This window comes from Gynurincola endophyticus, assembly GCF_003991195.1.
Lineage (GTDB): Bacteria > Bacteroidota > Bacteroidia > Chitinophagales > Chitinophagaceae > Gynurincola > Gynurincola endophyticus.
This window is the reverse complement of sequence record NZ_RCWL01000002.1, coordinates 217690-232749: the sequence shown is the minus strand read 5'-3', so window position 1 is coordinate 232749 and position 15060 is coordinate 217690. Positions and strand designations below refer to the sequence as shown.

General features: G+C 38.9%; 12 protein-coding genes. 8 read left to right on the top strand and 4 right to left on the bottom strand.

What is annotated here, in order from left to right; all coding sequences use genetic code 11:
- Positions 1 to 12: 12 nt before the first annotated feature.
- The 3 genes from D9O48_RS04930 to D9O48_RS04920 form a co-directional block, all read right to left on the bottom strand.
- The gene (locus tag D9O48_RS04930; RefSeq protein WP_126971229.1) at positions 13 to 1122 is read right to left on the bottom strand and encodes an FG-GAP repeat domain-containing protein; all 1110 of its coding nucleotides are present in this window, start codon (positions 1120 to 1122) and stop codon (positions 13 to 15) included.
- 119 nt (positions 1123 to 1241) lie between these two features.
- Positions 1242 to 2219, bottom strand: coding sequence for an ROK family protein (locus tag D9O48_RS04925; RefSeq protein ID WP_126971227.1), 978 nt, complete (start codon positions 2217 to 2219; stop codon positions 1242 to 1244).
- 86 nt (positions 2220 to 2305) lie between these two features.
- Complete coding sequence (locus D9O48_RS04920; protein ID WP_126971225.1) at positions 2306 to 3928, bottom strand: MFS transporter; 1623 nt, start codon at positions 3926 to 3928, stop codon at positions 2306 to 2308.
- Between the two features lie 161 nt (positions 3929 to 4089).
- On the opposite strand from D9O48_RS04920, the gene D9O48_RS04915 reads away from it, so the two are divergent.
- From D9O48_RS04915 to D9O48_RS04900, 4 genes are all read left to right on the top strand, one after another.
- A complete protein-coding gene (locus D9O48_RS04915) occupies positions 4090 to 5496 on the top strand; it encodes a glycogen synthase (protein ID WP_126971223.1) in 1407 nt (468 codons plus the stop codon).
- 15 nt (positions 5497 to 5511) lie between these two features.
- The gene (locus D9O48_RS04910; protein WP_126971221.1) at positions 5512 to 6789 is read left to right on the top strand and encodes a glucose-1-phosphate adenylyltransferase; all 1278 of its coding nucleotides are present in this window, start codon (positions 5512 to 5514) and stop codon (positions 6787 to 6789) included.
- A gap of 100 nt (positions 6790 to 6889) precedes the next feature.
- On the top strand, positions 6890 to 8257 hold the full coding sequence (locus D9O48_RS04905; protein ID WP_199750500.1) for an MFS transporter: 1368 nt from the start codon (positions 6890 to 6892) through the stop codon (positions 8255 to 8257).
- Between the two features lie 141 nt (positions 8258 to 8398).
- On the top strand, positions 8399 to 10249 hold the full coding sequence (locus D9O48_RS04900) for an alpha-amylase family glycosyl hydrolase (protein ID WP_126971219.1): 1851 nt from the start codon (positions 8399 to 8401) through the stop codon (positions 10247 to 10249).
- A 101-nt stretch (positions 10250 to 10350) separates the two neighbouring features.
- Here D9O48_RS04900 and D9O48_RS04895 read toward each other — a convergent pair whose 3' ends face one another.
- Positions 10351 to 10569 carry an OmpA family protein gene (locus D9O48_RS04895; protein ID WP_126971858.1) on the bottom strand — a complete coding sequence of 73 codons (219 nt, stop codon included), beginning with the start codon at positions 10567 to 10569 and terminating at the stop codon, positions 10351 to 10353.
- Positions 10570 to 10749: 180 nt separating this feature from the next.
- Between D9O48_RS04895 and D9O48_RS04890 the strand changes: the two genes are divergently transcribed.
- The 4 genes from D9O48_RS04890 to glgB all read left to right on the top strand — a co-directional run bounded on the left by D9O48_RS04890 (position 10750) and on the right by glgB (position 15004).
- On the top strand, positions 10750 to 11253 hold the full coding sequence (locus D9O48_RS04890) for a PEGA domain-containing protein (RefSeq protein ID WP_126971216.1): 504 nt from the start codon (positions 10750 to 10752) through the stop codon (positions 11251 to 11253).
- A gap of 136 nt (positions 11254 to 11389) precedes the next feature.
- On the top strand, positions 11390 to 11788 hold the full coding sequence (locus tag D9O48_RS04885; RefSeq protein WP_126971214.1) for a VOC family protein: 399 nt from the start codon (positions 11390 to 11392) through the stop codon (positions 11786 to 11788).
- A 79-nt stretch (positions 11789 to 11867) separates the two neighbouring features.
- The gene (locus D9O48_RS04880) at positions 11868 to 12926 is read left to right on the top strand and encodes a serine hydrolase domain-containing protein (RefSeq protein WP_126971212.1); all 1059 of its coding nucleotides are present in this window, start codon (positions 11868 to 11870) and stop codon (positions 12924 to 12926) included.
- A 125-nt stretch (positions 12927 to 13051) separates the two neighbouring features.
- Positions 13052 to 15004 carry a 1,4-alpha-glucan branching protein GlgB gene (gene glgB / locus D9O48_RS04875; RefSeq protein ID WP_126971210.1) on the top strand — a complete coding sequence of 651 codons (1953 nt, stop codon included), beginning with the start codon at positions 13052 to 13054 and terminating at the stop codon, positions 15002 to 15004.
- The last annotated feature ends 56 nt before the right edge of the window (positions 15005 to 15060 follow it).

Sequence of the window (15060 nt, the reverse complement as noted above, 5' to 3'; positions counted from 1 at the left end):
GTTCTGATATTTTTACTTTTTACGAATTGTATAATAGTAAAGATTCCATGCATCAGAATTAGCTTCCACAATATCGGGTAAACCATCCCTGTTCAGATCTCCGACTGCTATATGGTAAGTGTCATCTTTCAAATCTTTTCGAAGGTACTTTAACTCAAATAGTCCTTTCCCCTTTCCGATAAAGATTCGATTAGCAGACTCGACGTTTCCTTCTGCAATATCCGGAATACCGTCCTGGTTGAAATCTCCGATTGTAATAGAACTGGTAGCTGTAGAGTCTCCGAATTCATCAAAAGTTTCATACCTGAAGTGTTTACTTCCGTAATAAATTCTATTAGGCATTCCCATGTAACCGACTATTATATCTGCAAACCCGTCTTTATTAATATCAACTGTTGCAATTGACCGGCATTCTATTTCTTTATTTCCAAATTCTTTCACCTCATTAAAGCGCTGATTGGCATCGTTGAAGAATATCTTATTTTTGCCGTTTCGTTCAGCAGTAACGAGGTCAATTAACCCATCATTGTTTATATCAACTGAAACTGTCTGTATCGTTTCAGCATTCGCATCTCCCCAGTAAATACATTCTTTAAAACCTGCATCTCCGTCGTTTAACCATATTTCATTGCTTGCTCTTCGATTTGAAACAATCAGATCGGGATATCCGTCATTATTAATATCGGCTATCTCCACGTGTCGCGAAGGGGTTGCTGTTCCAAATTCCTGATACTTTTCAAATGACATGGAAGAATCACCGAAATAAATTCTATTGGGAATTTTATCATTGATTAAGATGATATCAGGATAACCGTCATTATTTAAATCCGCCGCTTTGATACAATAGGAAGCCTGAAGTTTTTTATCTAACGGTTGTCCCGATTTAAAATTACCGGATCCATCATTAAAATAAATATAACTTTGTTCTGCCCAATGTCTGCCATTGGCTACTAGTACATCAAGATCGCCATCATTATCAATATCAACCAGGGTAACCCATGCTGTTCTGTTAGAAAAAGTTCCTACAGACAATGCCCCATCTCCATTGATGAAATCAACCTGCTGACAAAAGCCAATGTAAAAAAGTAATAAAAAAATATTTAAACAGAGTGCTTTTTTCATGGTTTTGAGAGGAGATTTTGATACTTGCTTTAAAATGATTGCTTAATTACTAGTTCATTCAGGCATTATATGAGTAATAATTCAGAAAAATAGCACCGGATAGTGTCCGGCGCTTAATATTACAATTTACTTTCCCAAACCAAAGCACTTGCCCCTAAAATTGCAGCATCGGCTTCATCCAGTTCAGAAAACAACAATTTTACTTTATTCCTGAAAATAGGCAGCAGGTTGTCTTCCATATGTTTCTGGGTAGGTTTTAAAATGAAGTCGCCTGCTTTCGTCATTCCACCGAAGAATACGATCGCAGAAGGTGAAGTGGCCATTACAAAGTTTGCTAAAGCCAGTCCTAATACCTTACCCGTAAACTCATATACTTCTTTTGCCAGCAGATCGCCCGCTACGGCACAATCATATACTACTTTAGAATTGATATCTTCTTTTGCGTATGCTGACATTTTGGTTTCTATCTCAGGGCGTGTTTCCAGAAACTCTTTCGCAGTTGCAGCAACACCTGTTGCCGATGCATAGGCTTCTAATGATCCTCTCAATCCGGTACCTGGGTGTAAGCGACCGTCAGGAATAATCGTAACGTGCCCGAGCTCACCGGCAAATCCATCATGACCAAGAATCAACTGCCCATTAGCTACAATACCACTGCCAACTCCCGTTCCTAAGGTGATCATTAAAAAATCTTTCATGCCTCTGGCTACACCATACATCATTTCGCCCACCGCCGCAGCATTTGCATCATTGGTTAATGAACACGGAACACCGAATTTTTCAGACAACAATTCCGCAATCGGAATAATCCCTTTCCAGGTGAGATTCGGTGCATATTCGATGGTACCTGAGTAGTAGTTGCCATTAGGAGCGCCTACACCGATTCCTTCTACGTTATGGATACCGCCGGCCTGTTCAATAGCCGGTTGTAATGCGATATATAAATCTTGAATATAATCTTCTATTTTCTCATGTTTCTTAGTTGATACAGCTCCACGATAACTGATTGCTCCACGATGATCTACTAAACCGAATACGGTATTGGTTCCACCTATATCAATTCCTATCGCGTATTCCTTTCTTTTTAAAGTTGACATATCGTTAGTCGTTTATATTTTATAATTAATAACTAAGAGTTAAGAATGTATAATTCCTAACTCTTAGTTATTAATTCTTAATTGAATTAATGTCCTTTACTCTCTACTGCTTTATCTACATCCAGCCCCTGGCTGATTAACACCTGTCTGGTTTTAACAGTATGCCAGATAAGGTAAGCGAAACAAGCTAAAGGAACGATGTAAGACATATGTGTGAAGTTAATACCACCGGTATTGTTAATATCTAAATCTATCACAGCTGCCTGTGTTGGAGGAATAATTGCACCACCTAAAATCATCATTACTAAGAATGCAGAACCCTGGCTGGTGTATTTACCGATACCGTTTAATGCTAATGCAAAGATTGACGGCCACATTACAGAACAGTATAAACCGGTTGAAATGATAGCAAAGTTTGCGATTGCCCCGGTAGTGAATAATGACAATACAATAAAGAAGGCGGCAAAACTGGCAACGGTGATTAACTGCTTCACCGGTTTATCTCCACTGTACAGGAACGCCGCTACCGCTACTGCGATATAGAAAGGATAAATCATGAATTCTCCTACTGTATTTCCTTTGATGATATTCACTAACAGAATAACACCGAAGGCAAGGAAAGGAACAACGATCTTTAATATTTTCTTTACTTTTTGTGAAAGGTTAAACACACTCACGGCACCTGTCCAGCGGCCGATCATCATCGATCCCCAGTAAAGCGACACCAGGTGTGAAATTTCCTGTTCGGTATATCCTCCGAATTGTTGCAGTTTCAATAATGCACCGAAATTATTATCGATGGTTACTTCAACACCCACATACACGAAGATGGCAATCATACCCAATGTTAACTGCGGATAACTCATCGCCCCCCATCCATTCGGATTTTTTCTGGCAGATACCAGTGCATTAAATAATACACCCAGAATCAATACCAGTGAAGAGATAATGATCAATCCTTTATTAATTTGTAAGGCATTGTGAATGGCATCAGCAAACAGAATCGGTAAAATTAATGCACCGATGATCAATAAACTGATCAGTGCTTTCGGACTTTTTTCTAATTTTTCATTAGAAGTAGTTTTAGGAAGTTTCGTAAAACCGAATACTAATGCAGCGATGATAAACAAGCCTGATAAGAAGAAGTATAACTGTTGAATTTTGCTGATATCAGCTACGTGGTCGCCTTTGGCATCACCGAAAAGCAGGTAACTTACAGCTAACGGGCCTACAAGGGCCCCGAAAGAGTTTAAACTTCCGGCCATATTCAGACGGTGTGCACCGGTTTCAGGGCTACCCAACGCAATAGCGAAAGGTTGTGCTGCTGTTTGTTGCAGTGAAAAACCTAAGGCAATAATGAAGAAAGCTACCAGGATAAGCGGGAAGGTGGTATTTTCCATTGCACTTACAAAGGCTAATGAAATAGCTCCTACCACTGAAATCGATAACCCGATAATGATACCTTTTTTATAACCGATCTTATTTAATAAGTCAGTACCGCTGATAGATGATAATAAATATAAAATCAGAGAACCGTAAAAATAAGCTCCGTAGAAGGCAGAGCCGATCAATTGAGACTGAATCTGGTCAAGATTGAAATATTCTTTACAGAATGGAATAAAAATAGAGTTCGATGCTGCTACAAATCCCCAGAAAAAGAAAACTATAGTTAGTACTCCGAACTGAGACCATTTGGTTTGTTGAGCCATGCTTTGAAAATTGAAAATTAGAATTAGACGCTAAAATTAAAAGATTTTTTAAAGAACCCTCCATTTTGTTAGAAAATTTAATCACCAATTACAAACATTTTTTAAAATTATCAGAACTTTCCTGCGAAAGAATCCTTATATTGATAAGGAAATTTTATCTAATGGAAATTGTACATGTCAGTGCTGAATGCTATCCGTTTGCCAAGGCAGGTGGGCTGGGGGATGTGGTAGGCGCTTTACCGAAATATCTTCAGCAGGCAGGAAATGTAGCGAAAGTCGTTTGCCCGATGTATCGTACTAAATATCTCTTTCAGAAAAACTGGGAGGTGGTGCACAAGGGAAATACCAATATGGGAAACTGGTGGTTTGATTATACCGTCATTAAAGAAAGTTCCAATGATTCAGGGTTTGATCTGTATCTCATAGATATCAACGGTTTGCTTGACCGGGAAAAAATCTATGGTTATGACGATGATGTTGAACGCTTTACTGCGTTTCAGATTGCCGTACTGGATTGGTTGGTAAACTGGCAGCACCAACCTGATGTGCTGCATGCACACGATCACCATACGGGCCTCATTCCGTTTATGCTTCGTTATTGTTACCGTTTTAAAAAGATCTCCTCCGTTAAAACGGTTTTTACTATACACAACGCCGAATATCAGGGAGCCATGAGCTGGCAGAAATCTATTTACCTGCCCGAATGGAATACCTGGTATTGGGGATTACTGGATTGGAACAATGCTATCAATCCACTCGCATCCGCCGTAAAATGTGCAGATTGGGTAACTACTGTTTCACCCAATTACATGCGCGAATTACAACAACATGCCAATGGGCTGGAACGATTATTTCAACAGGAATCAAAAAAGTGTATCGGTATCCTCAATGGAATTGATGTAAAAGTATGGGATCCTGAAAACGATCAGTATCTTGATCAACACTATTCGGTTAAAACCGTTTCGAAAGGTAAAAATTACCATAAAAAACAACTGTGTAAGCGTTTCCAGTTAGATGAATCTAAACCTTTGTTCATCTTTATCGGAAGATTGGTGGGAGAAAAGGGAGCCGAAATTATTCCTTCAGCCATACGCGACTCTTTCCGTTACATCGGACGCAAAATGAATTTCCTGATTCTCGGATCGGGAAGTCCGGAAACCGAAAACGCATTGGTACAGTTAAAGTCTATAGCCGAAAACGATTACAATGTATTTGTTGGCTATAATGAAGCCCTGAGCCATGCAATGTATGCCGGTGCAGATTTTTTGATGATGCCTTCAAGAGTAGAACCCTGCGGGCTGAATCAGATGTACGCATTAAGATACGGTACGATGCCATTGGTAAGAAGAACCGGAGGATTACAGGATACTGTGATTGATGTAGGCGATGAAGGAGGCTTTGGTATCCGTTTTGAAAATGTATCAACAGGAGATCTTACACATGCCGTTTACAGAGCATGTGCCTTATATCAAGATACGAAAAAAATGGCAGAATACCAAAAACAGATGATGAAAATCGACCATAGCTGGGAAAGCAGCATTCAGCAATATATGAGCATTTATCAATAACAAAAACAGACGACTATGAGCAAGCAAGTGATCGCAATCATTTTAGGAGGAGGAGCCGGCACACGATTATATCCCCTGACCGCCAGCAGATCTAAACCCGCAGTACCCATTGCCGGTAAATACAGATTGGTGGATATACCTATCTCAAACTGTATTAATTCAAACATCACCAGAATGTATGTATTAACGCAGTTTAATTCCGCTTCGCTCAATAAACATATTAAGAATACTTATCACTTCAGTATTTTCAGCTCAGCTTTCGTAGATATCCTTGCAGCAGAACAAACTCCCGATAATGCCGGTTGGTTTCAGGGTACCGCAGACGCCGTTCGTCAATCGTTCAGACACCTCACCCAACAGGAATACGATTATGTATTGGTGTTAAGTGGTGATCAGTTGTATCAGATGGACTTCCAGCATATGATTCAATCACATATTGATGCAGAAGCGGATGTATCAATCGCAACGATTCCTGTTACTGCCAAAGACGCCACTGATTTCGGTATTATGAAAGTTGCTGCTGATAAAAGTATTACCGCCTTTATCGAAAAACCATCTACTGACCTGTTGGAAGGATGGGCGAGCGATACAGGTGAAGAAATGCAACAGGCCGGAAGAAACTACCTCGCCTCAATGGGTATTTATGTGTTTTCTAAAGGAGTACTGCATAAATTATTGAATGAAACTTATCGTGAATCGACCGATTTTGGAAAAGAAATTCTGCCAAAATCAATCGAAAATCATAAAGTAGTCAGTTACCAGTATGAAGGTTACTGGACGGATATCGGGAATATATCTTCTTTCTTTGAAGCGAATCTCGCGCTGACGGATGATTTGCCTCCGTTTAATTTATTCGACAGAAATAACGCCATTTATTCGCGTGCGAGAATGTTGCCGCCGGCAAAAATAAACGGTACCACGCTGAACCGTACAATCATTGCAGAAGGATGTATTATCCGCGCAGCATCTATCGAAAACTCTGTGATCGGTATCAGAAGCCGTATCGGTGAAGGAACCGTCGTTCAACACTGTTATATGATGGGTAGTGATTATTTTGAAACGATCGATGAAATGAATCGCGCACGTGAACGTGGAATGCCACCTATTGGTATCGGAAATAATTGCCTGATTCAGAATGCGATCATTGATAAAAACTGCCGCATAGGGCATAATGTTCAGATTAAAGGAGACCAATCGCTTGAAAACAGTGATCATGAATTATATACTGTAAAAGACGGAATCGTCGTAATCAAAAAGAACGCGATTATTCCTGATAACTATATTATCGGCTAAAAACAGGGAGTGGCAGGAGAGGGCAGAAAAAATATTTAAGCAATGTGTATTAAATACGCAAAGTTTATTATCTTTCGGTCTGATAAAACTAAAGATTGCTATGTCATCCACTACCACTCCTTCTTCCTTTAAGAAGAAGCCAATGATGAGCCTTGCTCAGATTTTCAATATGAGCTTTGGGTTTTTCGGCATTCAGTTTGGCTTTGCACTTCAAAATTCCAATGCTTCCGGTATTTTAAGAACCTACGGTGCAGATGTGCATCAACTTTCGTGGTTTTGGCTGGCAGCTCCTTTGATCGGCCTTATTGTTCAACCTATTGTAGGGCACTACAGCGACCGTACCTGGTCGAAACTGGGAAGAAGACGTCCTTATATTTTAGCGGGTTCTATTTTATCGGCAGGGGCACTTACACTCATGCCGAATGCAAATATTCTGGGAGATATTGCTCCTCTGGTGATTATCGGTGCAGGTTTCCTAATGATTATGGATGCCTGCTTTAACCTGGCAATGGAACCTTTCCGCGCTTTGGTTGCTGATAATCTGTCTGCAGAACAGCATACTTCCGGTTTTTCGGTACAAACAGCTCTTATCGGTGCCGGTGCCGTAATCGGTTCTTTTTTACCCTTTGTTTTAGGTAAGTTTATTGATTCGGATGCTCCTGAAGGAGTAATTGCCGATAATGTAAAATATGCTTTTTACATCGGAGCGGTGTGTTTTGTATTAAGTGTGTTATGGACTGTTTTTAAAACCAAAGAATATAATCCGCAAGACTATAAAGCTTATCACGGCGAAACTAAAGAAGAAGGTGGATGGAATATTTTCAGAGACTTTAAAAATATCCCTTTAACGATGCGTCAGCTGGGGCTGGTGCAATTCTTTTCGTGGTTTGCCTTATTCGGTATGTGGGTATTTACTACTGATACGATTGCCACGCATATATTAGGATTGGATCCGGCTGATTCTTCTTCAGAAGCTTTTAGAGATGCACAGGGGTGGACAGGAGTGATTTTTGGTGTATACAATGGTGTATCGGCTATTTATGCTTTAATGCTACCGAAAATTGCCCGTAAAATCGGCCGTAAAAAAACACACGCTATTTCATTGGTCATCGGTGCACTCGGTTTGATTTCTATTTATTTTGCTCCAAATAAAGAGTTTTTAATTTTCTCCATGGTACTGGTAGGTATTGCCTGGGCAAGTATTCTTGCAATGCCGTATGTTATTCTGGCCAGCTCCATTCCTGCCGGAAAAATGGGTATCTACATGGGTATTTTTAATTTTTTCATCACGCTTCCTCAGATATTAAATGGTATCATCGGTGGTCCGATGGTAAAAGTTCTGTTCAATGGTAAACCGGTTTATGCACTGGTATTGGCAGGTGTGTGTTTCTTAATTGCTGCAGTAGCCGTACTGCGTGTATATGACCCGGGCGAAGATAAATTGAAAGTGGGGGATATTAATCGGTAAAGATAATTTTTTCATTATAAATAGCTACCGTATGGTTCATTTCCTTCATGTTTCAATTCCCTAAACTGGCGGAGGAGAGTGGAGAATGAAAAGTGTAGTGACTTAATTCCTTAACTTCTTAATGGTTCAAAAATATTAAAGATGAAGTATTCATTTCTTTTTGTGTTTGCATTGTTGATTGGTATACAATTATGGGCTAACCCGAAAGCATATCCTACACATTGGTATGTGGGTATGAAAGATCCTTCCCTGCAAATTTTATTGCGTGGTGAAAATATCGCTGACGGCGTTACCGGTATTACCACTGCATATCCCGGCGTAACGGTGAATAAAGTTCATTTCTTCGATAACAAAAACTATATCGCAGTAGACCTGACCATCGCCGCAGGTGCAAAAGCTGGAGTGATTGACTTTCAGGTACAGAATACCCGGAAAAAAGGATTCAAACAATTCAGGTATGAATTAAAAAATAAAAACACCCAAAACGGCCGGTCAAGAATCGTCGGGGTGGATACAAGAGATCTGATTTATCTGATCATGCCCGACCGTTTTAGTAATGGCGACCCGTCTAATGACCGGATAAAAGGTATGTTAGACCAAAGTCTGAACAGACAAAAAATGTTCGACCGTCATGGAGGTGATTTAGCAGGTGTTCAAAATAAGCTGGATTATTTATCAGATATTGGTGTTACTGCCATCTGGTTAAATCCGGTATTGACTTCTGATATGCCAGGCCGTTCTGAGCATGGGTATTCTACCACCGATCATTATGAAGTAGATCCCCGTTTGGGAGGAAATAAAGCTTATTATCAGCTCGCAGATGCGATTCATGCAAAAGGAATGAAATTGATTCAGGATGTTGTTTACAATCACATCGGCACTGAACACTTTCTGTATAAAGATATGCCTGATAGTTCGTGGTTTCATTGGTGGGATGAGTATACCAATACGACTTATAAAGACCAGGTCTTGATGGATCCGTACGCTTCAGAAATTGATAAAAAAAGAATGAGCGACGGCTGGTTTGTACCTTCAATGGCTGATTTAAATCATCACAATATATTCGTAGAGAAATTTTTGATTCAACACGCTTTGTGGAGCACTGAAGAGTTCGGCTTAGATGGCTGGAGAATCGATACTTATGCTTATAATGACCTTGACTTCATGAATCGTTGTAATGCGGCTTTATTGGAAGAATATCCGCAATTGCTGATCTTTGGTGAAACCTGGGTACACGGCGTTCCAAACCAAAGTTTTTTTGCAGCCAATCATTATGATATCCCTTTCAAAAGTAATTTACCGGGTGTAACCGATTTTCAGTTGAATTTATACGGAATATTACCCGCGTTAAATGAAAAGTTTGGCTGGACAGAAGGTGTTTCGCGTTTACAACTGACTACCTCTAACGATTTTGTATATAAAGATCCCAACAGAAATGTTATATTCCTCGATAATCATGATGTAAGCAGATTCTTTTCAATGGTAGGAGAGGATGTTGCTAAAATGAAAATGGCCATCAACTGGTTGTTTACTTTCAGAGGTATTCCACAGGTATATTACGGAGCTGAAATTCTGATGAAGAATTTCGCAGATCCCGATGGAAAAGTAAGAGAAGATTTTCCTGGCGGATGGAAAGAAGATACCGTGAATAAATTTGAAAGCAGCGGCAGAACAAAAATGGAAGAAGACTTTTTTCAGCACTTTAAAAAGTTAGCGAATTACAGAAAAAAATCATCTGCATTGGCTGCCGGAAAATTTATGCACTATGTACCTGAAGACGGTGTATATGTATACTTCCGTTACGACGATAAAGAAACAATCATGTGTGTAATGAACCCAGAAGAAGAAAGCAAAACATTTAAACTGAAACGTTTTGCCGAAAGAATAAAAGGAGCTCAAAAAGCCAGAGAAGTGGTTACTGATAAAGAGTATGAATTAAAAGAATCTTTCACCGTTCCGGCAAAAGAATTATTGATATTGAAATTGAATTAAGTAGTCAGTTTAATAGATCTAATTAAAAAATTAAGGTAATTAAGAAGTGTTTATTTCATTCTTAATTACCTTAATTCATATATACCAGGTTGAATAGATATTTATAGTTTTACCAGTTCAACCCTTCTGTTTTTAGCTTTACCATCTTCAGTAGAGTTATCAGCAATCGGGTTTTGCGCACCAAATCCCTTAGCTGATAATCGTGAGGTTTCTATACCTGCCTCAACCAATGAATTTAATACCGTATTGGCACGTTGTTCGGATAAGGTTTGATTGTGTTTACCATCTCCTGTATTGTCAGTATAACCGTTAATAGCTATTTTAAGAGACCTCCCCGTCTGGAAAACTTATCCTGTATCACACGGTATGAAAAGCACAGGTATTTTGTAATTCTATTTTGTTTTACTTTTGTTGTAGAATCAGCTATCGCAGGTTACTATAATAAAAGTTATCTATTTGTAAGTAGCTGATGCTCAAAATTCCCAAACCTTTACCATCATATGACAAAGTATTTTTTGAAAATTGTTTTTACAGCAGTTCTTATTTCTTTGTTTTTTACAAACTGCGCTACTATTGTAAGTAAAAGTTCTTATCCGCTATCGATTGATAGTAGTCCTTCAGGAGCTTCGGTAACCGTTACCAACAAAAAACAAAACCTTGTTTTTAAAGGTGAAACGCCTGCAACCGTTGTATTAAGCGCAGGTGCCGGTTATTTTTCAAAAGCAGAATATCTCGTTACTATTACTCAACCCGGCTATCAGGAGCAGGTTTATCCCGTGATATTTAAGTTGAACGGCTGGTATTTTGGTAATATATTAATTGGTGGCTTTCTTGGCTTTCTGGTAATTGATCCGATTTCAGGTGCTATGTGGAAATTAAGTTCACCACCGATTTATGCAGCCCTGAAACCTGAAACCGTTGCCCATCGCACCCCTTCATTACAGGTAGTGGATATTAACAGTTTGTCTGAAGAAATGAAATCAAAACTGATCCGTATTAAGTAACAGCTTCATAAGTAACCACCGGTAAGATAATTTTACTATTATTTCTTTTCTATTCAACAGCTGGGTACACTCAGCTGTTTTTACTTTAATAAATTTGCCCTCAGGCATGCTGATATTACTTATAAAATAACTTATTATGATAAAGTTTGGTTATACTATTCTCTACGTGAACGACGTAGAAAAGATGGTTGATTTCTATGAAAGAACTTTTGGGTTTCAGCGTAAGTTTGTAACTCCTGAAAATGATTACGGCGAAATTATAACTGGTGAAACAACCCTTTCATTTGCGTCGCATACCCTTGGAAAATCGAATTTTACTACAGACTATATCAAAAGTGAACCCGGTGAAAAGCCTTTTGGGTTTGAATTGGGTTTTACAACCGATGATGTGGAAAGTTTAGTAAAAACAGCGATTGAGAATGGAGGCGTTTTGGTAGCGGCTGCCAAACAGAAACCATGGGGTCAGACGGTGGCCTATATCCGTGATCCGGAAGGTTTTTTAGTTGAAATCTGTACACCCATTCATAATTCTTAATTAAGAATGGGGAGGTTGTAACATTTTTTATTTTAAAGCGTCTTTGTAAAATAATGATTTATTCTACAAAGACGCTTTTATGAAAAAGATGAAATACCTTTTATACCTGTTTTTATTTTGTTCTGCCCGGTTGCATGGTCAGCAGGATGCAACTGCATTCATTCATCAGCAATTTGAAAAAGGGCATTTCAATGGTGCTGTTTTGATAGCAGATCAGCATCAGACAATACTGGATATACAAAAAGGGTATGCGAACTTCCAGTTTAGTGTACCGGTCACCCATCATACAAAATTTCCGGTTGCTTCCGTTACTAAATTATTTACTACAATAGCTTTGTTGCAGCTGTATGAAAAACAACTGCTGCAATTCAGTGATCCGGTTGGTAAATACATCGATTATCTGAATGATAGTTGTAAGAATGTTACCATATCAGAATTATTGCTGCACTATTCCCCCCTCGAGAATGAACCTATCCGCGCTTATACTTCAAAGTTTAAATTAGACGACTACATAAAAACATTTGTAAAGAATTCTACCAGAGGTAATAGAAAATTTAATTACAATAATGTTGATTATGTATTATTGTCTAAAGTAATTGAAAAAATAACCCGGCTTTCATATGCAAAAGCAATCGATAGTTTGATTTTACAACCGCTTCAGTTAACCAATACAGGATTTGTAGAGGAGGGTGAAGTAATTGCTCAACTGGCATACGGTTACCACAATTATACTTTCGGAACCGGTAGTAAAACTGATAAATTATACAATGACAGAAGGTATTTGTCAAATTACTATGGTGCCGGGCAAATATACTCCACCACATATGATTTACACCGTTTACTTCTGGCAATAAAGAACAATCAGCTTATTACTGAAAAAACAAAACAGTTGTACATGGTGAAATCGCAAACAAATGATTACATTGATTGGTTGAAAGGTAAACCGACATATGGTTTTTTCTATGATGACAAACACCTCCAACGTGCCTTATTGCGAAGAAGTGGAAGTATTGACGGGTTTAATTCGGAAATTATCATCAGTGCAGATTTCAGTTACTGGGTGATCATTCTTTGTAATACAGATACCGGCGATCTGAAATTGATCGGAAAAAGATTGGTAGAAACATTTAATAAATAATGAATGATAACATTTGCTTACTGTGTGCATGAAGGGTAACAGCCTGAGAAACATATAAATGATAAAGTTACCAGTTGCAACTAATTCATATTTTCATTATATTTGAGAATAACAAAAACCTCATCATGCAACTGCCGCCATACAGATACGAAGACGTGCACTTTGTAGACAGTACAAAGTCTGTATGGAATTATTCCTTTTTTCAGCAGCAGGATTTAGATGATTTTAAAGATGGCATTTTTATCAATGCTTATAAGTGTTTCGGCGCACATCCTACCATTGTATTAAATACGGCAGGGTATTATTTCAGTGTTTGGGCACCAAACGCAACTTATATTTCTATTGTCGGCAACTTCAATCAATGGAATGAAAATGCACATCCTTTATTTGTGCGGTTAGATAAATCAGGTATCTGGGAAGGATTTATACCTCATTTGCCTAAAGGCGAATTATACAAATTTCACATTGTTGGTTATGAAGGACTGGTTCTAAAAAAAGGAGATCCTTTTGCCTGGTTCTGGGAGTTACGTCCGCATACGGCATCTATTACCTGGGATTTGGAGTACCATTGGAAAGACGGTACCTGGATGGCCGACAGGAAGATGAGGAATAGCTTATCGGCGCCCTGGAGTGTTTATGAAGTACACCTGGGATCGTGGATGAAACCCGATCCTTCTGATGAAGAATCATTTCATACTTACGGATATCTTGCAGACCGTTTAGTGGGGTATGTGAAAGAAATGGGATTCACTCATGTGGAACTCATGCCGGTGGCAGAGTTTCCTTATGATGGAAGCTGGGGGTATCAGGGAACAGGATATTTTGCCCCTACCAGCAGATTCGGAAATCCGCAGGATTTTATGTATCTCGTTGACAGGTTTCATCAGGAAGGAATCGGAGTGATTATGGATTGGGTACCTGCCCATTTTCCTTATGACGAACATGGTTTATATCGTTTTGACGGTACAAACACTTATGAATATGCCGACTACCGGAAAGGGTTTCATCCAGACTGGAACTCCTATATTTTCAACTATGCGAGAGGTGAAGTTCGTTCCTTTCTTTTAAGCAATGCTCATTTCTGGATGGAGCATTATCACATTGACGGACTAAGAGTGGATGCAGTAAGCTCTATGTTGAAATTGAACTACTCTCGAAAAGAAGGTGAATGGGAACCCAACGAATTTGGAGGCGATGGCAATATTGAAGCCATTGAATTTATTAAATTGTTTAATACAACTTTATATAAAAGATTTGAAGGCATACAAACCATTGCGGAAGAAGCTACTGACTGGCCGGGTGTTTCAAAACCTATTTATGCAGGAGGCCTGGGGTTCGGTATGAAGTGGATGATGGGCTGGATGCATGATACCCTCAAATACTTTAAAACTGATCCATTCTATAGAAGCAATATTCAAGACCAGCTCACATTCAGTATCATGTATTATTATGATGAAAACTTTATGTTGCCGCTAAGTCATGATGAAGTAGTACACGGAAAAAGTCCGATGATCTACAAAATGCCTGGTAATGAAAAGGAAAAGTTTGCAGGTTTAAGAAGTCTTTACGGATACATGTATACTCACCCCGGAGGTAAGTTATTATTCATGGGAAATGAGTTTGGTTCTACTACCGAGTGGAACTACAAAACAGAATTGCCGTGGGGGTTATTACAGTATCCTGTACACGCTGGTTTACAGCAATATGTAAAAGCACTCAACGAGTTATTGGTGAGTGAACCGGCTCTTTATGAAAAGCAGTTCGACACCGGGGGATTTGAGTGGGTAGATCTGCAACATCGTTCAGAATCAGTAATTGTATATCGCCGTAAAACCACGGCAAATGAAAAAGATTTGGTAATAATTTTAAACCTGACTCCGGTTGCCAGATTCGGATGGGAAATTGTCGTTTATGGTAAATCTGCCTGGAAACAAATCTTAACCAGTGATGATCAAAGGTTTGGCGGGGATGGAGTGGCAGATAACCAGGTAATTAAGTGTGAACTCATCGATAAAAACTCTGACCACTACAAAATAAAACTTGATTTACCAGCGTTATCAATAGTAGTACTCAAGTAATCACCCTATGTTTTTGGAACGAAGATTGTACCTTTGTTTCAATAAACGCCCTTTTT

Bases quoted from the DNA above. Each gene is read 5' to 3' on its own strand.
- D9O48_RS04930 (WP_126971229.1), bottom strand. From the start codon at position 1,122: ATGAAAAAAGCACTCTGTTTAAATATTTTTTTATTACTTTTTTACATT.
- D9O48_RS04890 (WP_126971216.1), top strand. From the start codon at position 10,750: ATGACAAAGTATTTTTTGAAAATTGTTTTTACAGCAGTTCTTATTTCT.
- D9O48_RS04910 (WP_126971221.1), top strand. From the start codon at position 5,512: ATGAGCAAGCAAGTGATCGCAATCATTTTAGGAGGAGGAGCCGGCACA.
- D9O48_RS04920 (WP_126971225.1), bottom strand. From the start codon at position 3,928: ATGGCTCAACAAACCAAATGGTCTCAGTTCGGAGTACTAACTATAGTT.
- glgB (WP_126971210.1), top strand. From the start codon at position 13,052: ATGCAACTGCCGCCATACAGATACGAAGACGTGCACTTTGTAGACAGT.
- D9O48_RS04880 (WP_126971212.1), top strand. From the start codon at position 11,868: ATGAAAAAGATGAAATACCTTTTATACCTGTTTTTATTTTGTTCTGCC.
- D9O48_RS04915 (WP_126971223.1), top strand. From the start codon at position 4,090: ATGGAAATTGTACATGTCAGTGCTGAATGCTATCCGTTTGCCAAGGCA.
- D9O48_RS04900 (WP_126971219.1), top strand. From the start codon at position 8,399: ATGAAGTATTCATTTCTTTTTGTGTTTGCATTGTTGATTGGTATACAA.
- D9O48_RS04885 (WP_126971214.1), top strand. From the start codon at position 11,390: ATGATAAAGTTTGGTTATACTATTCTCTACGTGAACGACGTAGAAAAG.
- D9O48_RS04905 (WP_199750500.1), top strand. From the start codon at position 6,890: ATGTCATCCACTACCACTCCTTCTTCCTTTAAGAAGAAGCCAATGATG.
- D9O48_RS04925 (WP_126971227.1), bottom strand. From the start codon at position 2,219: ATGTCAACTTTAAAAAGAAAGGAATACGCGATAGGAATTGATATAGGT.